The organism is Caenimonas terrae (assembly GCF_042655405.1).
GTDB classification, from domain to species: domain Bacteria; phylum Pseudomonadota; class Gammaproteobacteria; order Burkholderiales; family Burkholderiaceae_C; genus Ramlibacter; species Ramlibacter terrae_A.
In genome coordinates this window covers 588,628-606,096 of the sequence record NZ_JBHSMF010000002.1, presented here as the reverse complement: position 1 = coordinate 606,096, position 17,469 = coordinate 588,628, and the positions used below count along the sequence as shown (strand labels likewise).

17 protein-coding genes are annotated in these 17,469 nt (G+C 68.1%); 7 read left to right on the top strand and 10 right to left on the bottom strand.

The window, feature by feature from the left end; genetic code table 11:
- Position 1 precedes the first annotated feature (1 nt).
- Genes hpaH through hpaR form a run of 7 tightly spaced genes read right to left on the bottom strand, consistent with a single transcriptional unit; the run spans position 2 to position 5,452 of the window.
- Positions 2-802, bottom strand: a complete 801-nt coding sequence (gene hpaH / locus ACFPOE_RS02955; protein ID WP_376848497.1) for a 2-oxo-hept-4-ene-1,7-dioate hydratase — start codon at positions 800-802, stop codon at positions 2-4.
- 43 nt (positions 803-845) lie between these two features.
- The gene (locus ACFPOE_RS02950; protein ID WP_376848496.1) at positions 846-1,250 is read right to left on the bottom strand and encodes a 5-carboxymethyl-2-hydroxymuconate Delta-isomerase; all 405 of its coding nucleotides are present in this window, start codon (positions 1,248-1,250) and stop codon (positions 846-848) included.
- Positions 1,250-2,176: a 3,4-dihydroxyphenylacetate 2,3-dioxygenase gene (hpaD, locus tag ACFPOE_RS02945; protein WP_376848495.1), complete on the bottom strand. Its 927-nt coding sequence runs from the start codon at positions 2,174-2,176 to the stop codon at positions 1,250-1,252. Before hpaD ends, ACFPOE_RS02950 begins: the two co-directional genes overlap by 1 nt.
- 2 nt (positions 2,177-2,178) lie before the next feature.
- Positions 2,179-3,636 carry a 5-carboxymethyl-2-hydroxymuconate semialdehyde dehydrogenase gene (gene hpaE / locus ACFPOE_RS02940; protein WP_376848494.1) on the bottom strand — a complete coding sequence of 486 codons (1,458 nt, stop codon included), beginning with the start codon at positions 3,634-3,636 and terminating at the stop codon, positions 2,179-2,181.
- Between the two features lie 18 nt (positions 3,637-3,654).
- A complete protein-coding gene (locus ACFPOE_RS02935; RefSeq protein WP_376848493.1) occupies positions 3,655-4,401 on the bottom strand; it encodes a fumarylacetoacetate hydrolase family protein in 747 nt (248 codons plus the stop codon).
- Positions 4,398-5,024 (bottom strand): fumarylacetoacetate hydrolase family protein, encoded by a 627-nt coding sequence (locus ACFPOE_RS02930; RefSeq protein WP_376848492.1) that lies wholly within the window; start codon positions 5,022-5,024, stop codon positions 4,398-4,400. Before ACFPOE_RS02930 ends, ACFPOE_RS02935 begins: the two co-directional genes overlap by 4 nt.
- The gene (gene hpaR / locus ACFPOE_RS02925) at positions 5,021-5,452 is read right to left on the bottom strand and encodes a homoprotocatechuate degradation operon regulator HpaR (protein WP_376848491.1); all 432 of its coding nucleotides are present in this window, start codon (positions 5,450-5,452) and stop codon (positions 5,021-5,023) included. Before hpaR ends, ACFPOE_RS02930 begins: the two co-directional genes overlap by 4 nt.
- A 93-nt stretch (positions 5,453-5,545) precedes the next feature.
- Here hpaR and radA point away from each other — a divergent pair, with 93 nt between their 5' ends.
- Positions 5,546-6,922 carry a DNA repair protein RadA gene (gene radA, locus ACFPOE_RS02920; RefSeq protein WP_376848490.1) on the top strand — a complete coding sequence of 459 codons (1,377 nt, stop codon included), beginning with the start codon at positions 5,546-5,548 and terminating at the stop codon, positions 6,920-6,922.
- Between the two features lie 14 nt (positions 6,923-6,936).
- The gene (locus tag ACFPOE_RS02915) at positions 6,937-7,377 is read left to right on the top strand and encodes a glycerate kinase (RefSeq protein ID WP_376848489.1); all 441 of its coding nucleotides are present in this window, start codon (positions 6,937-6,939) and stop codon (positions 7,375-7,377) included.
- Here the strand turns inward: ACFPOE_RS02915 and ACFPOE_RS02910 are convergent.
- Positions 7,343-9,508 (bottom strand): prolyl oligopeptidase family serine peptidase, encoded by a 2,166-nt coding sequence (locus ACFPOE_RS02910; protein WP_376848488.1) that lies wholly within the window; start codon positions 9,506-9,508, stop codon positions 7,343-7,345. The two genes, ACFPOE_RS02915 and ACFPOE_RS02910, sit on opposite strands and share 35 nt — an antisense overlap.
- 88 nt (positions 9,509-9,596) lie before the next feature.
- Here ACFPOE_RS02910 and ACFPOE_RS02905 point away from each other — a divergent pair, with 88 nt between their 5' ends.
- From ACFPOE_RS02905 to waaF, 3 genes are all read left to right on the top strand, one after another.
- Positions 9,597-10,532 (top strand): branched-chain amino acid transaminase, encoded by a 936-nt coding sequence (locus ACFPOE_RS02905; RefSeq protein WP_376848487.1) that lies wholly within the window; start codon positions 9,597-9,599, stop codon positions 10,530-10,532.
- A 2-nt stretch (positions 10,533-10,534) separates the two neighbouring features.
- Complete coding sequence (locus tag ACFPOE_RS02900) at positions 10,535-10,753, top strand: zinc-finger domain-containing protein (RefSeq protein WP_376848486.1); 219 nt, start codon at positions 10,535-10,537, stop codon at positions 10,751-10,753.
- A gap of 93 nt (positions 10,754-10,846) precedes the next feature.
- Complete coding sequence (gene waaF, locus ACFPOE_RS02895) at positions 10,847-11,833, top strand: lipopolysaccharide heptosyltransferase II (protein WP_376848795.1); 987 nt, start codon at positions 10,847-10,849, stop codon at positions 11,831-11,833.
- Positions 11,834-11,913: 80 nt separating this feature from the next.
- On the opposite strand, the gene ACFPOE_RS02890 is transcribed toward waaF, so the two are convergent.
- Positions 11,914-12,897: an NAD(P)H-dependent flavin oxidoreductase gene (locus ACFPOE_RS02890; RefSeq protein WP_376848485.1), complete on the bottom strand. Its 984-nt coding sequence runs from the start codon at positions 12,895-12,897 to the stop codon at positions 11,914-11,916.
- Positions 12,898-13,274: 377 nt separating this feature from the next.
- On the opposite strand from ACFPOE_RS02890, the gene ACFPOE_RS02885 reads away from it, so the two are divergent.
- On the top strand, positions 13,275-14,438 hold the full coding sequence (locus ACFPOE_RS02885; RefSeq protein WP_376848484.1) for a sensor histidine kinase: 1,164 nt from the start codon (positions 13,275-13,277) through the stop codon (positions 14,436-14,438).
- Positions 14,439-14,713: 275 nt separating this feature from the next.
- Entirely contained in the window at positions 14,714-15,871 is a 1,158-nt protein-coding gene (locus ACFPOE_RS02880) for a sensor histidine kinase (protein ID WP_376848483.1), read from the top strand.
- 260 nt (positions 15,872-16,131) lie between these two features.
- Here the strand turns inward: ACFPOE_RS02880 and ACFPOE_RS02875 are convergent, their stop codons facing one another.
- Positions 16,132-17,304, bottom strand: coding sequence for an ATP-binding protein (locus tag ACFPOE_RS02875; RefSeq protein WP_376848482.1), 1,173 nt, complete (start codon positions 17,302-17,304; stop codon positions 16,132-16,134).
- Between the last annotated feature and the right edge of the window lie 165 nt (positions 17,305-17,469).

Genomic DNA, 17,469 nt, shown 5'->3' with positions numbered 1-17,469 from the left:
ATCAGACGAAAGTGAAGTCGAAGCGGCCCATGGGCCCGTAGTCGGCGCTGAACACGTCGCCCTGCCTGGCCAGCGCGGGCCGGGTGAAGGAGCCGGCCAGCACCACGTCGCCGGCCTGCAGGCATTCGCCCCAGGGCGCCAGCTTCATCGCCAGCCAGGCGACGCCGATCGCGGGATGGCCCTGCACGCCTGCCGCCAGGCCGGTCTCTTCCACCACGCCGTTCTGGCGCAGGATGGCGCCGATCCACGGCATGTCGACCTCCTTGGCCTTGGCCTTCACGCCGCCCAGCACGATGCCGGCGTTGGCGGCGTTGTCGCTGATGGTGTCCTGCACCTTGCGCATGACCTTGGTGTGGCGGTCGAACTGCTCGATCCGCGCGTCGATGATCTCGATGGCCGGCGTCACGTAGTCGGTGGCGGCCAGCACCTCCTCGAGGCCGATCTTCGTGCCCTCGAGCTTGTGCTTGAGGACGAAGGCCAGTTCCACCTCCACCCGCGGCGCGATGAAGCGGGAAAAAGGGATGTCGCCCGGCTCGAAGAACATGTCGTCCAGCAGCGTGCCGAAGTCCGGCTCGTCGATCTGGCTGGACTGCTGCATGGCGCGCGAGGTCAGGCCGATCTTGTGGCCGCGCCGGACGGCTCCGCCATCGGTCTTCATCTTCACCCAGGCCCGCGAGATCGCGTAGCCGTCCTCGATCGTCATGCCGGGGAAGCGCCGGGAGAAGTGCTCCACCTGGACGCGCGACTTCTCGCTGGCGTCGAGTTCGGCGGCCAGTTGCCGGATTAGGTCTGGTGAAAGCATCAGGTAACTCCGTTCGCCCTGAGCCGGTCGAAGGGCTCGCGGGTCATTTGTTGAACAGCGGATGCAGCGAGCTGTGCTTGCCGTCGTACACCTGGCCCGGGCTCTCGTCGATCTGCAGCGTGATGCCGATCGGCTCGCGGTCGAAGATCGGCGCGAAGTGCTGCTTGACGACGGCCAGCAGCCGGTCTCCCGCCTCTTTCTTCACTGCATCGCTGCGCCCGGTGGCCATGCGCACGTTCAGGTACATGAAGCCGTAGTCGCCCTTGCCGTCGGCCACGGCGTAGTGCGCCGCCGGATAGGCCAGCACGCGCGTGCCGCCGGTGGGAAACACCTGCTTGCCCGCTTCGTCGCGGATCTCCAGCATCTCGTCGGCCAGCCTGCGGCACAGCGCCGAGACGTCGGTCTTCGGCTCGATGTTGGGCGTGTAGAGGATGACGAGGTGCGGCATTACAGGCGCTGGTTGATGTTGGTGTAGCCCGCGGCCGACGAGGCCTGGGGCGCGGGGATCGATGCGCCAGACTGCGGCGTTACCGGAAAGATGGCGTTGATCTGGCCGGTGCCCGAGGCGCCGAAGTAGGGCGTGACCACTTCCGCCTTGCCGTCGTAGTCGGACCAGCCCAGCGCGCCCAGCAGCATGGCGGTGTCGTGCATGAAGCCTTCGCCGTGGCCCTTGGCCGCGTATTCCGGCAGCATGCCGCAGAACTGCCGCCACTCGCCGTGCTCCCACATGCGCACCACCTCGTGGTCCAGCGTCTCCAGGAACGGGCTCCAGACCTTGAAGGCGAACTCGGGCGCCAGCCCGTTCTGGGCGAAGCGGTGCGACAGCGAGCCGCTGGCGAAGATGGCGACGGTGCCGTCGTAATGGTCCTCGATCGCGCGCCGCATCGCCCAGCCCAGGCGGGCGCTGTCGTTCAGGTAGTGGGCCTGGCACAGCGCCGACACCGAGACCACCTTGTAGTGCCGGTCCTTGTTCATGTAGCGCATCGGCACCAGCGTGCCGTATTCCGGCGCCAGCGTGGTCTTGTCGTGCGCCAGCGTTTCCACTCCGGCGTCGTTGCAGGCCTGGGCCAGCAGCTGGCCCAGCTGCGGATTGCCCGGGAAGCCGTAGGGCAGGTTGCTGATGAAGTGCGGCAGCTCGTTGCTGGTGTAGGTGCCTTCGAAGTTGGGCGCGCAGTTGACGTGGTAGTTGGCGTTGACCAGCCAGTGGCTGTCGAACACCACGATGGTGTCCACGCCCAGCGCGCGGCAGCGCCGGTCGATCTCCAGGTGGCCGTCGATCGCGTCCTGGCGCGAGCCCTTGCGCGCGCCTTCGAGCTCGCTGAGGTACATCGAGGGGACGTGGGTGATCTTGGCCGCGAGCGCTAACTTGCCCATGCTCAGACTCCCCAGTGCGGAATGTGATGGCTGCCCATCGACACCGCGACATTCTTCGGCTCGCAGAACACCTCGTAGCTCCAGGTGCCGCCCTCGCGGCCCGTGCCCGATGCTTTCGTGCCGCCGAACGGCTGCCTCAAATCCCGCACGTTCTGGCTGTTGACGAAGCACATGCCGGCTTCCACCGCAGCGGCGACGCGGTGCGCCTTGCCGATGTTCTCGGTCCAGACGTAGCTGGAGAGGCCGTACTGGATGTCGTTGGCCAGCCGGATCGCATCCGCCTCGTCCCTGAATGGAATCAGGCAGGCGACCGGGCCGAAGATCTCGTCCTGCGCGATCTTCATGCGGTTGTCGACGTCGGCGAACACGGTGGGCAGGACGTAGTTGCCTTTCTTCACGCGGTCAGGCAGCAGCGGCGCATCGAGCCCGCCGCACAGCAGCGTCGCGCCTTCCTTGGGCCCCAGCTCGATGTAGCTGCGCACCTTGGCCAGGTGGGCCTGCGAGATCATCGGGCCGACGATGGTCTCTTCATGGAGCGGATCGCCGACGCTGATCTTCCTGGCCCGCGCCACGAACTTCTGCACGAAGTCCGCATAGATCGACTGCTGCACCAGGATGCGGCTGCCGGCGGTGCAGCGCTCGCCGTTGTTGGAGAAGATCATGAACACCGCGGCGTCCAACGCCCGCTCGAGGTTGGCGTCGTCGAAGACCACGAACGGCGACTTGCCGCCCAGCTCCATGCTGAACTTCTTCAGGCCCGCTTCCTTGACGATGCGGTTGCCGGTCGCCGTCGAGCCCGTGAAGGAAATGGCGCGCACGTCCGGGTGGCGCACCAGCGGCTCGCCGGCCTGCTTGCCGTAGCCGTGCACCAGGTTCAGCACGCCGGGCGGGATGCCCGCTTCCAGCGCCAGCTCGCCCAGCCGCGCCGCGCTCATTGGCGACAGCTCGCTCATCTTGAGCACCGCGGTGTTGCCGAAGGCCAGGCAGGGCGCGACCTTCCAGGTGGCCGTCATGAAGGGCACGTTCCACGGCGAGATCAGCGCGCAGACGCCCACCGGATGGAACAGCGTGTAGTTCAGGTGCGTTTCGGTCGGGTAGGTGTGGCCGTCGACCCGGGTGCACATCTCGGCGAAGTAATAGAAGTTGTCGGCGGCGCGCGGCACCAGCTGCTTGCCGGTCTGGGCGATCACCTGGCCGCAGTCGTTGGTCTCGGTGCGCGCGATCTCCGGCACGTGGGCCGCGATCAGGTCGCCCAGCTTGCGGATCAATTTGGCGCGCTGCGGCGCCGCCATGCCCGCCCACTTCGGAAAGGCTTCCTTCGCCGCGGCGACTGCCGCATTGACTTCAGCCTCGCCGCCGCTGGCCACTTCCGCCAGCACCTCCTGGGTGGCGGGGTTGACGGTCTCGAAATAGTCGCGGCCGGCGACCGCCTTGCCGTTGATCAGGTGATCGATTCTCATATCGGGGTCAGACTCCAATTACGCGATGGTATTCACGAGCGCGCCGATGCCCTCGATCTCGGTGACGATGACGTCGCCGGGGCGGCAGTCCACCACGCCGTCCGGCGTGCCGGTCAGGATCAGGTCGCCGGGGCTGAGCGTCATGAAGCTGCTGAAGAATTCGATCAGGTAGGGCACGTCGAAGATCATGTCCTTCGTGTTGCCCGATTGCGTGAGCTTGCCGTTGACCGTGGTCGACAGCGCCAGCGCCATCGGGTCGGGCACGTCGGCGGCGTCGACCAGCCAGGGACCGAGCGGCGTGGTCGCATCTCGATTCTTCACCCGCAGGTTGGGGCGGTACCAGTTTTCCAGGTAGTCGCGGATCGCGTAGTCGTTGGCCACCGCGTAGCCGGCGACATGGGCGTAAGCATCGGCGCGCTTGACGTTCTTCGCGGTCTTGCCGATCACGACCGTGAGTTCGCACTCGTAATGCATGAACTCGACGCCCGCGGGGCGCTTGGTCATCTGCCGGTGGCCGGTCAGCGCGTTCTCGCCCTTGAGGAACACTAGCGGTTCCTCCGGCGCCTTGAATTCAAGTTCCTTCGCGTGGTCGGCGTAGTTCAGGCCGAGCGCAAGGATGGTGCGCGGGCGCGGCGTGGGCGCCAATGGCGGCAGCCACGACACGGCGTCGAACGCGACGAGCCGGCCGTCGGGCAGCAGCAACTGGCCGTCGCGCTCGGTCGCCTCGTGCACCACACCCTGGTAGGAAATGCGGGCGTGCTTCATGCCGTGCCCTCCGCCACCAGGCTATTCGTCAGCGTGCCGAAGTCCGGCGCGCTGATCTCGATGCGGTCGCCCACCTTCGCCAGCGGCCGCCCCAGGTCGCAACCGAGCATCAGCGCATCGCCCGGGCGCAGCGTCATGAATTCGCTCACGTCCGCCAGCAGCTGCCGGGCGTCGCGCACCAGCTCGCTGAACCGGACCGTCTGCTTGAGTTCGCCGTTGATCCGCACCTCCAGCACGAAGGTGGAGGGGTCCACGCCGGGGGCGTCGGCCAGCAGCGTGTCGCCGATGCCGAGGAAGCCGTCCAGGCACTTGAACTTGACCGGCGGGCGGAAGAGGCTGGCGTGCGGCAGCGACAGGTCGTTCATCAGGCGCCAGCCGCCGACCTGGTTGGGGGCCTTCATGATCATCGCGATCGTGGCACCCACTTCCACCTGCGGCGCGCGGGCCGGCACCGGGATGGTGGCGCCGTCGTTGCTCCAGGTGTTGGCCGGCTTGATGTAAAGCACCGGCTTCCTGGGCGGCGCCTTGTACGGCGCCTCGTTCATCTTCGGGGCCCATGCCTGCACTTCGCCGCGGAAATTCAGCAGCGTGCCGTACACGGTCCCCAGCGCATCCAGGTTCACGTTCGCTCCAGTTCGATCACTTCGTCCAGCAGCTCGTAGAGCTCGGCGAGTTTCTGCTTGCCGATGGACTTCTCCATCCAGCCGTAGTGTTCCTCGATCGTGCGCGACAGCTTCTCCACCAGCTTCAGGCCCTTGGCGGTCGCCTCCACCACGCTGCGGCGCTGGTCCGCCGGATCGCGCTCGCGCCGCACCAGGCCGTCGCGCTCCATCCGCGCCAGCACGCCGGTCAGGCTGGGCCCCAGGATGAAGGCCTCGCGGGCCACGCGGCCGGTCTCCACCGTGCCGTGCTCGCCCAGCACCCGCAGCACCCGCCATTGCTGGTCCGACAGGCCGTGCTCGCGCAGGCTGGGCCGGGTGTGCGCCATGACGGATTCGCGGGCTTGCAACAGCAGGCGCGGCAGGTTGCGGTGGACGAAGGCGGTGCTCACGCGGCGATTCTATTTAATATATTAAATAAATTCCAGCTCCCTGCGCCGGACCCCGGCTGGGGAAAACCCTTGGGTCGCTATAGTCGGCGGCACATGGCCAAGGAAAAAACAAGTTACGTCTGCACCGAGTGCGGCGGCACCAGCCCGCGCTGGCTCGGCAAGTGCCCGCAGTGCGAGGCCTGGAACACGCTGATCGAGACGGTGGCCGACAGCGCCGGCCCGTCCAAGAACCGCTTCGCGTCGCTCGCGAAGACCTCCGCGGTGGCGGCGCTGGCCGACATCGAGGCCAGCGAGGTGGACCGCACGCCCACCGGCATCGGTGAGCTGGACCGGGTGCTGGGCGGCGGCATCGTCGAGGGCGGCGTGGTGCTGATCGGCGGCGACCCCGGCATCGGCAAGTCCACGCTGCTGTTGCAGGCGCTCGACGGCCTGCAACGCACCGGCGTCGACACGCTCTATGTGACGGGCGAGGAGTCCGGCGCGCAAGTGGCGCTGCGCTCGCGCCGGCTCGGGCTGGTGCAGTCGCAGGTCAAGGTGCTGGCAGAAATCCAGCTGGAGAAGATTCTCGCCACGCTGGCAGCGAACCAGCCGGCGGTGGCCGTCATCGATTCGATCCAGACCATGTATTCGGAGCAGCTCACCTCGGCGCCCGGCTCGGTGGCGCAGGTGCGCGAATGCGCCGCGCATCTGACCCGCGCGGCCAAGGCCGGCGGCACCTGCATCGTGCTGGTGGGCCACGTGACCAAGGAAGGCGCGCTGGCCGGGCCGCGCGTGCTGGAGCACATGGTCGACACAGTCCTGTATTTCGAGGGCGACACCCATTCCAGCTTCCGCCTCGTGCGGGCGATCAAGAACCGCTTCGGCGCGGTCAACGAGATCGGCGTGTTCGCGATGACCGAGAAGGGCCTGAAGGGGGTCTCCAACCCCAGCGCGATCTTCCTGTCGCAGCACAGCGAGCCGGTGCCCGGCAGCTGCGTGATGGTGACGCTGGAGGGCACGCGCCCGATGCTGGTGGAGATCCAGGCGCTGGTGGACAGCGGCGGGCCCAGCCCGCGCCGGCTCTCGGTCGGCCTGGACCGCGACCGGCTGGCAATGCTGCTGGCGGTGCTGCACCGCCATGCCGGCGTCGACTGCCTGGACCAGGACGTCTTCGTGAATGCAGTTGGCGGCGTGCGCATCAGCGAGCCGGCCGCCGACCTGGCGGTGATGCTGGCCATCACCTCCAGCCTGCGCGGCAAGCCGCTGCCCAAGGGCTTCATCGCCTTCGGCGAAGTGGGCCTGGCCGGTGAAGTGCGGCCGGCGCCGCGCGGCCAGGAGCGGCTGCGCGAGGCGGCCAAGCTCGGCTTCTCGGTGGCGGTGGTGCCCAAGGCCAATGCGCCCAAGAAGGGCTCGCGCGACATCGAGGGCCTCACCATCCATGCGGTGGACCGGGTGGAAGAGGCGATGGACGTGGTGCGCGGGCTGGCGTAGCACAATCGCTGCCCATGAAATACCAGAAAATCCTGGTGCCGGTGATCGGCATCGCGCTGCTCGCAGGGGCCTGGCACACCTGGGGCTGGCCCGGCGTCGCCCTGGTGACGGGCGGCCTGGTGATGTGGGTGCTGCTGTACGTGAACCGCCTGATGACGGCGCTCAAGCGCGCCGCCGACCGGCCGATCGGCTACGTGGACAGCGCGGTCATGCTGCACACCAGGCTCAAGCGCGGCCTCGGGCTGCTGAAGGTGATCGCGATGACGCGGTCGCTGGGCACGGCGCTGTCGCCGGAAGGCGAGCAGCCGGAGTTCTACCGCTGGACCGACGCCAGCGAGTCGCACGTCACCTGCGAATTCGTCGACGGCAAGCTGGTGAAGTGGGAACTGGTGCGGCCCGAGCAGGCCGAACCGGCCGACGCTAGCGATTCCCCAGCCGCTGCCACAGGTAGCTGAACTCCAGCGCCTGCAGGTTGGCGCGCTGGGCGTTGTCGGCCGCGCCGCCGTGGCCGCCCTCGATGTTCTCGTAATACAGCACGTCGTGCCCCTGTTCCAGCATGCGCGCGGCCATCTTGCGCGCATGGGCCGGATGGACGCGGTCGTCGCGCGTGCTGGTGGTGAACAGCACCTGCGGATAGGCCACATCGGCCCTCACGTTCTGGTAGGGCGAGTACTTCGAGATCCATGCCCATTCGGCCGGCACGTCCGGGTCGCCGTATTCCGCCATCCAGCTGGCGCCGGCCAGCAGCTTGTGGAAGCGCGCCATGTCCAGCAGCGGCACCTGGCAGACCACCGCGTTGAACAGCTCCGGCCGCTGGGTCAGCACCGCGCCCACCAGCAGGCCGCCGTTGCTGCCGCCCATGATGCCCAGGTGCTTGGGCGAGCTGATGCGGCGTGCGATCAGGTCCTGCGCCACCGCGATGAAGTCGTCGTAGCTGCGCTGCTTGTTGGCCTTGGTCGCGGCCGTGTGCCAGTCGGGGCCGAACTCGCCGCCGCCGCGGATGTTGGCCAGCACGAAGGCGCCGCCCCGGGCCAGCCAGGCGCTGCCGAAGGCGCCGCTGTAGAACGGCCGCTCGCTGATTTCGAAGCCGCCGTAGCCGTACAGCACCGTCGGCGTGCTGCCGTCCGTCGCCGCGCCCTTGGGCAGCACCACGAAGTAGGGGATGCGCGTGCCGTCCTTGCTGGCCGCGAAGTGCTGCTCCACCTGCATGCCCTGGGCGTCGAAGAACAGCGGCGCGCGCTTGAGCACCTGCGCGTCGTCGCTGCCGGTGCGTGCCAGCGACAGCGTGGCGGGCGTCAGGAAGTCCTCGTAGCTCACCAGGTAGGACTCGGCCAGGTCGTCCTGCGCCAGCGCCGGGTCGTGCTGGGATGCGACCGACAGCCGGCCCGGGAATGGCGACTTCACCGCGCGCCGCTGCCAGCGGCCGTCGGCATGGTGCAGCTCCTCGATCCGGCTCGCGACGTTGTCCTGGATGGTCAGCAGCACACGGCTGCGGGTGAAGTCGACCCCGCCGCTGACCAGCGCGCGCGTGGCCGTCGGCTCGAACAGCACGTCGAAGTTGCGCTCGCCGCGCATGAAGGCGTCCAAGCCGATCGCCAGCAGCGTGCCGGCCGGGTAGGTCTTGCCGCCGGCGCTGTACGCGCTGCGCGGCTGCAGGAAGGCCCATTGCCGGTGGGCCCAGAACAGCGCATCGGCCGGCTTGTCGACCGCCACCAGCGGGCCGGCCGGCGACTGCAGGAACAGCTCGGTGCGGTAGAAGTCCCTGGCGCGGCCGAAGAAGGTGCGCTCGTGGCCGGGCGTGTGGTCGACCTCGGCGAAGGTGTAGACGTCCTTGGCATCGGCCTCGAACACGGTGCGCGCCGCCGCCAGCGGCGTGCCGCGCTTCCATTCCTTCACCAGCCGGGGATAGCCCGATTCGGTCATGCTGCCGGGGCCGACGTCGGTGGCCACCAGCAGCGTGTCGCGGTCCGCCCACCAGAGCTGGCTCTTGGCCTCCGGCAGCGCAAAGCCGGCGGCGACGAACTGGCGGCTGGCCAGGTCGAACTCGCGGTACACAGCCGCGTCGGCGCCGCCGCGCGAGAGCGCGACCATGCAGCGGTCCTCCTGCGCCGCGGCGCGTGCCGGCAGGCAGGTGACGCCGCCCCACACCCAGTTCTCATTCTCGGCGCGCGCCAGGGCGTCCAGGTCCAGCACCGTTTCCCACGCCGGCTGCGCACTGGCGTAGTCCGCCAGCGTGGTGCGGCGCCACAGTCCGCGCTGGTGCGCCCCGTCGCGCCACAGGTTGTACATGCGCTCGCCGATCCGCGCGATCGCCGGAATCTTGTCGGTGGAGTTGAGCATCTCCAGCAGGTGCGCGCGGCTGGCCGAGAAGCCAGGCTCCACCGCCAGCGCCCGCGCCGACTCGGCGTTGCGCGCCCGTACCCAGGCCAGCGAGCGCTCTCCGGTCACGTCCTCCAGCCAGGTGTACGGATCGGCCGGATGCAGCGGCGCCGCGGCGGCCCCGGCATCTCGCTGGCTGGTGACCGAGCAGGCCGCCAGCGCGGCGGGGATGGAGACCAGGGCCAGCAGGCGGGTGAAATTGGGCATCCGGCGGAATTTACACCGGCGCCGGAGGCCGCAGCCCCGCGCCTTAAAATGGCAGGCTCGGACGAATGCTCCCCAAGGACCAAGACTTATGAACGCGATTCCCTCGATGGCCGACCGCGACGGCAAGATCTGGATGGACGGCGAGATGGTGGAATGGCGCGACGCCAAGATCCACGTGCTGACCCACACCCTGCATTACGGCTGCGGCGCCTTCGAGGGCGTGCGGGCCTACAACACGGTCGACGGCACGGCGATCTTCCGGCTGCAGGACCACACCGACCGCCTGTTCAACAGCGCCAAGATCCTGCGCATGCAGCTGCCCTTCAGCAAGGAGCAGGTCAATGAAGCACAACGTGCCGTCGTCAAGGCCAACAAGCTGGAAAGCTGCTACCTGCGGCCGCTGACCTGGATCGGTTCGCAGAAGCTGGGCGTGAGCCCGCGCGGCAACCAGATCCACCTGATGGTCGCGGCCTGGGCCTGGGGCGCCTACCTGGGCGAAGAAGGCATGAAGCGCGGCATCCGCGTCAAGACCTCCAGCTACACCCGCCACCACGTCAACATCACGATGACGCAGGCCAAGGCGGTCAGCAACTACACCAACTCGATCATGGCCAACATGGAGGCGCTGGACGACGGCTACGACGAGGCGCTGCTGCTGGACGCGTCGGGCTTCGTCAGCGAAGGCGCGGGAGAAAACGTGTTCGTCATCAAGGACGGCGTGGTCTACACGCCCGACCTGTCGGCCGGCGCGCTCAACGGCATCACCCGCAACACCACGCTGCACATCTGCAAGGACCTCGGCATCGAGGTGGTGCAAAAGCGCATCACCCGCGACGAGGTCTACATCGCCGACGAAGCCTTCTTCACCGGCACCGCCGCAGAGGTCACGCCGATCCGCGAACTCGATCGCATCGAGATCGGCGCCGGCTCGCGCGGGCCGATCACCGAGAAGATCCAGTCGGCCTTCTTCGACATCGTCAACGGCCGCAATCCCAAATACGCCCACTGGCTGACCAAGGTTTGAGCATGAACAACGTAGCCGGCAAGAGCGAATTGGAGCTGCTCGCTTCCGACCTCAACGAGCAGGGCGGCATCTTCTGCCCCAGCCCCAAGGCGGGCATGAAGCTGTGGAACAACCACCCGCGCGTCTATCTGGACGTCGCCCGCACCGGCCATTCCAAGTGCCCGTACTGCGGCACGGTGTACCGGCTGAAAGAGGGCGAGCATTTCGGCGGCGGGCATTGAAATTGATCAGCGTGGGGTCAGAGCCCGATTTCGTTCAACGCTGCTGGCCTTCGCGTGCGCAACCGTCCTGAATCGGGATCTGGCCCCGAGTCCCTGATCATCGCCCCCCAATGGATCGGCGACGCGGTGATGACCGAGCCGCTGCTGCGGCGGCTGCACGCGCGCGGCGAACGGCTGACGGTGGGCGCGCTGCCCTGGGTGGCGCCGGTGTATCGCGCGATGCCGCAGGTCGGCGAGGTGATCGAACTGCCGTTCCAGCACGGCGGCCTGCAGTTCCAGGCGCGGCGCTCGATCGCCCGCCAGGTGGAAGGCCGCTTCGACACCGCCTATGTGCTGCCCAACTCGCTCAAGAGCTCGCTGCTGCCCTTCCTGGCCGGCATTCCCAGGCGGGTCGGCTATCTCGGCGAGGCGCGGGTCGGCCTGCTGACCCACCGCCTGAAGAACCCCCGCAACAAGCCGCCGATGGTGGCGCTCTATTCGGCGCTCAGCGGCGAGAGCGACGGCCTGCAGGACGACCGTCCGCGCTTGCAGATCGACGCCGCGCACGCCGATGCGGTGCTGGCTAGGCTGGGGCTGGAGCGTGGCGGCTACGACGTGTTCGCGCCCGGCGCCGAATTCGGTCCGGCCAAGCGCTGGCCGGCGATCCACTTCACCGAACTGGCGCGCCTGCTCGATCGGCCGGTGGTGCTGCTGGGGTCGGCCAAGGAGGCGGACCTGTGCGCCGAAATCGCCCATCCGGTGCCCGGCAAGTTCCTCAACCTGGCCGGCAAGACATCGCTGGCCGACGCCTTCGCGGCCATCTCGGCGGCCCATGCGGTGGTCAGCAACGACTCGGGCCTGATGCACGTGGCCGCCGCCTTCGGCGTGCCGCAGGTCGCGCTGTTCGGCTCGTCGAGCCCGCTGCACACGCCGCCGCTGAACGACCGGGCGCGGGTGCTGTGGCTGAAGGACGACCCGGCTTACCAGCCGCCGCTGGACTGCGCGCCGTGCTTCGAGCGCGAGTGCCCGCTGGGCCACACGCGCTGCCTGGTCGACCTGGCGCCCGAGCGCGTGATCGCGGCCTTGTCATCACGGCCTTGAGCCGGGATCCGGACGCCCTGGAATCAGGCAGATACCGTCAATCAGGATGAAGGCCGCCCGCTTTCTCCGGCATAACCCTCTCAGTCCCCGCCGAGGATCTCCGCCGCGCCGGCGCTCATGCGCTCGATCACCTGCGCGGCCGGCGGCAGGTCGTGGATCAGGCCGGCGGCCTCGCCCACCGTCGCATGCGCGCGGGTGAAATCGCCGGCCTTCACGCCGGCGTCGTACTCCGCGCGCGCTTCGTCGTAGCTGGAGGCCTCGAGCCGGCTCTCCCACTTGCGGTGCAGCGCATTGCGGATCGCGCGGAAGTCGTAGGGCGCCGGCCAGTCCTTGCGGCGCAGGATGTCGAACACGCGGCTGCGCGCCGTGCCGTCGCCGCCGGTCTCCACCGCCTGCGCCTTGGCGCCGGCCGGCGCCAGGCTCTCCTGCGTCGCCCACAGGCGCGAGCCCACCAGCGCGCCGTCCGCGCCCAGCACCCGCACCGCCGCCAGCGTGCGCGCATCGGCGATGCCGCCGGCCGCGAGCAGCATCGTCTGCGGCGAATTGGCGGCCAGCCAGTCGGCCAGCTCCGGCACCAGGGTGATGGTCGCGCGGCCGTGCAGCGCGTTCATGCCGTGCCCGCCGGCTTCGCCGCCCTGGCCGATGATCACGCTTGCGCCCGCCTCCAGCGCCATCGGCACCTGGTCGACGCGCTGCACCTGGAACAGCAGCTCGGCGCCGGCGGCGGCGATGCGCCTGGCATAGGGCCGCGGGTCGCCGAAGGACAGCATGATCGCGCGCGGTTTCTGCTCCAGCACCCAGTCGAGCGCCGAGGCGTCCTGGTCCAGCTTCCAGACGATGAAGCCGCAGCCGATCCGGCCGGTGTCGGCGGCCTGTTGCGCCAGCGCGTATTCGCGTTGCGTCCAGGCCAGTTCGCCGTAGCCGCCGCCCACCAGGCCCAGCGCGCCGGCGCGCGCGCACGCTGCCGCCAGCGCGCCACCGGCGGCAAGCGCCATCGGCGCCAGGGCGATCGGGCTGGCCAGGCCGAAGCGCTGGCTGAAACGGGTGTTCAGGGGGATGTGCATCGGCGCATTTTGCCGTCGCCGCGCGCGCCGCACACCCGGGTTGCCCCGGTGCCGGCGCCCGGCGGAGGAGAACGGCGCGTTTGCGCAGGCTTTGCCGCCGGGAAGCGTTCAGATGCCGGCGCCGCGGGTGGCTACCGTGGTGAGCTCGACCGAGCGCAGCGTCATCCGCTCGCATTCGAGCCATCCGGGGGCGAGGTGGCCGTCCGGCCGTCAAGCACGCCTCAGCCTGCCACGGCGCCGTCAGCCGCGCCAGATGAGTTCTGCCCCATCCAAACTCGCACAGTGGGTTTTAACGATGCACACTGTCAATTCGAGGTTGGCCCTGCTGTGGCCCGTCCGTGCTTCGTTGCTGCAATCACCATTCGCAGAGGCATGCCATGTACAGATTCCTGCTGAACAACCGCGACGAACTGGTTGCGCGCTGCAAGGCGAAGGTCGCAGAGCGACCGCGCCGCGCCGCAACGCCTGAACAACTCAAGAACGGTGTGCCCCTGTTCCTGAACCAGCTCACCAGGACGCTGCAGGCAGAGGAAGAGGGCGAGGCATGGGAAAGCCTGAAGATTTCCGGAGCGTCCGGGGGCGATTCCGCCGCGCTGTCCGAGATGGGTGTGACCGCCGCTGCGCACGGCAAGGAGCTCTTGAAACTCGGGTACACCGTCGATCAGGTCGTCCATGACTACGGCGACCTGTGCCAGGCCATCACGGATTTGGCGGTCGAGCGCGACGCGCCCTTCAGCGTCGACCAATTCCGCACCTTGAATCGCTGTCTGGACAACGCCATTGCGGACGCCGTGACCTCATTCAGCGACGAGAGAGACGTTGGAATTGCAGTCAAGCACAGCGCGGAATCGAACCAGCGACTGGGCGACCTCGTGCACGAGTTGCGCAGCTCCATCGGGACGGCGACCCTTGCCCTGTCCGCACTCGAGTCGGGGAGCCTCCCAATCTCTGGGGCAACGGGTAGCGTGCTCAAACGCAACATGGCTGCTCTCACAACCCTGATTGACCGAACCGTTGCCGAGGTGCGATTGGCGAATGCCGTTCCTGTGTTGGGTGAAACCTTCTCCGTGGCTTCGCTGGTTTCCGACGCGCGGGACGCGGCCGCTCTGGACGCAACTGCCAGGGGCTGCGTGTTTTCAGTGCCGGAGGTTGACCCTGCTCTGGGCATCCGCGGGGACCGCGAGCGGCTGCTGGCCGCTTTGGGCAATCTGCTCCAGAACGCCTTCAAATTCACCCACCCGCACACTGATGTCACCTTGCATGCCTACGCGGCCGGCGACCGGGTCTTCATCGATGTCAAGGACCATTGCGGCGGGCTGCCGCCAGGAGATGTGCAAAGGATGTTCGCCCCGATGTCCACGCGCCGCGGCGACAGGACCCATACCGGCATGGGGCTTTCGATTGCCAAGGAAAGCGTCGAGGCCGATGGAGGCGTCCTGACCGTGCGCGACGTGCCCGGCACGGGCTGCATCTTCACGATCAGCCTTGCGCGTCACGCACTGCAGGGAGAGCTCGACACGCGCCTGCCGTCTGGCGAGTAATGTCGCCTTCCCTGAACAGGCAACGCCCGGCGGCGGTGCCTTTCGCCTGAAGTCTGACGTGCTCGCGGCCGGTGGGGGCTCGAATCCGGCCGTGGCAGAGTCCTCCCACTCCGGGCGAAGCGGGGCGGCGGCAGCGATTGGGGTCCCCAAAGATAAACACGCTGAAAACCACCGCAGGCCCCTGGCAGGGCGCACACTCCATGGATGGGCTCGTGAAGTGGCCCGTCCGCGCAGCTCTTGCTGTCGAGGCATTAAGGGCTGGGGCGTGCCCAATCATGTACAGATTTCTGACGAACAATCGCGACGAGTTGATTGCGCGCTGCAAGGCCAAGGTCGCCAAGCGCCCGCGGCGTGCGGCGACGTCAGAACAGCTCAGGAACGGCGTTCCGATGTTTCTGGAGCAGCTGACCAGGACGCTCCGAGCGGAGGATGACGGTGAGGCTTGGGAAAGCCTGAAGATTTCCGGTTCTTCCGGTGGCGACGTGGCCTCATTGTCCGAACTGGGCGTGACGGCAACGGCGCACGGGAAGGAGCTGCTGCAGCTCGGTTACACCATCGACCAGGTCGTCCATGACTATGGCGACCTGTGCCAGGCCATCACGGACATGGCGGTCGAGCGCGACGCGCCCTTCAGCGTCGACGAATTCCGCACGCTGAATCGCTGTCTTGATAACGCCATTGCGGACGCCGTGACGTCGTTCAGTGTGCAGCGGGACGCAGACATTCTCGTCAAGCACACCGTGGAGGCGAATCAGCGACTCGCAGTTGTCGTGCACGAATTGCGCACTTCCGCTCAGGTGGCGACTCTGGCCGTCTCCGCCCTTGAAAGGGGTGGGCTGCCGATTTCAGGCGCGACCGGTGGCGTGCTCAAGCGCAGTCTGGCCGCCGTGACGAGCCTCATCGACCGCACCCTGTCCGATGTGCTACTGACAAACTCGGTGCTGATGGAGGGCGAACGGTTTTCGGTGGCCTTGCTGGTTGCCGAGGCGAGGGAAGGCGCCGCGCTTGACGCAAGCTCCGCAGGGAGCGACTTGACGGTGTGCGAGGTCGACCCGCTCCTGGGCGTGGAGGGAAATCGCGCGCACCTGTTGGCGGCTCTCGCGCACCTTCTTCGCAACGCCTTCAAATACACGCTCCCAGATACGGAAGTCATCCTGCACGCCTACGCCGTGGGCAACCGGGTCGTCATCGATGTCACAGACCACTGCGGCGGCCTTTCGGCAGCGGAGGCGAAAACGATGTTCACGCCGTTCTCTCAGCGCAGCGGCGACCAGATCGACCGGGGGCTGAGGCTGTCGATTGCCAGGGAAAGCGTTGAGGCCGATGGAGGCGTCATGAGCGTGCGCGATGTGCCCGGCACGGGCTGCGTCTTCACCATCGACCTTCCGCGCTGCGCACTGCAGGCGGCAACCGATATGCGTGTCACCCACTAAGTGCGTCAGGCTTGCGGAGCGACTTCAAAATGCGCTGTTCGAGTCCCAATGTTCCGCTCCAGGGTGGTCAAGCGCGGAAACGACCGAAGCCGTTGATACGCCGCAGCCAAAAAAACAGCCACCTTGCGGTGGCTGTATCAAGTCCTTGGAAGGACGTCGTTGGGAGACGGGAAGGCCGGCGATCCGCCGGCCTTGCTACGCCGTTATCTTGGTTTTTTTTCGCCGCATTTGCGAGCGTTGTCTGACTCTCTTACACGGAATTACATGTCGTGACAGGGCAGGCTGATGACGAACACGGCGCCTCCGCCGGGCTGGTCTTCGCAGCGGACGCTGCCGTGGTGGCGGGTCGCGATCGAGCGCACCAGCGCCAGCCCCAGGCCGACGCCGCCGGCGCGTTCGCTGGCGCCGGGCAACCGGTAGAACGGCTCGAAGATCCGCTCGCGTTCGGCGGGTGGCACGCCCGGTCCGTGGTCGCCCACCCGCACCAGGGCATGTGAGCCCTCACGCACTACTTCCACCGTCACCGGACCGTCGCTGTAGCGGCGGGCGTTTTCCAGCAGGTTGCGGATGGCCCGGCGCAGCAGCCGCGGCACTCCGTCCACCACGATGGCGCGGCCCTGGTTGACCTCCACCATCTCGGCCCGGGCGCGGGCGCATTCCTCGGCCACCAGGCCGGTCAGGTCCACGTGCTCGATGGTGCCGATGTCGCTCTCGCGCGCATCCAGCCGGCTGGCCAGCAGGATCTCGTCGATCAGCTGGTCCAGCTCGGCGATGTTGCGCGAGATCTCCTTGCGCGAGCCGATGGTCGATTCGCCGTCCATCAGCTCCAGCCCCATGCGGATGCGCGCCAGCGGCGAGCGCAGCTCGTGCGAGGCGTTGGCCAGCAGCGACTTGTGGGTCTTGACCAGCGTCTCCACCCGCTCGGCCGCGTGGTTGAAGCGGCGCGCCAGGAAGGCGACCTCGTCGTTGCCGGCCTCGTTCACCCGCACGCTCAGGTCGCCCTCGCCCCAGCGCTCCACGCCCAGCCGCAGGTCTTCCAGCCGCTTGGTCAGGCGCCGGATGATGGGATAGGTGCTCACGGCAACGGCCAGCGCCACGATCGCCAGCGTCCACAGCAGGCCCTGCGGCCCGCGGGTCCAGAACCACGGCCGGGCCGGCGGGCCGGCGCCCTGCGGGCGGCCGCGCGGCGGGATCTGGACCACCAGCGTGCTGCCGTCGGTCATCACCACCTGGAACTCCACGCCCTGGCCGGGCACGCGCACCGGCCGCTGCCGGGTCTGCCCCAGCAGGTCGCCGTTCTCGTTGCGGATGAAGATCTCGCGCGCCGGCGCCTGGTCGGCGTTGGTGCGCCACAGCCAGCCGAAGGCGAAGGTGAGCACGCCCACGGCGACGACCACGGCCAGCCAGATGCGAAGGTAGATCGGGAACCGCAAGATCGGACTCGGGAACAGGGACGTTCAGTGCCCGCCGGGCCGTCCCAAGGGCACTGAAGCCCCCGCGGGGCTGAGTCCCGCGGCTCCGAGACTGCCTGCGCAGTCTCGGACGGGGCGAAGAGCCGCTGCTTCCGGCGGCGGCACGTCCGGCGCAGGACACGAAGT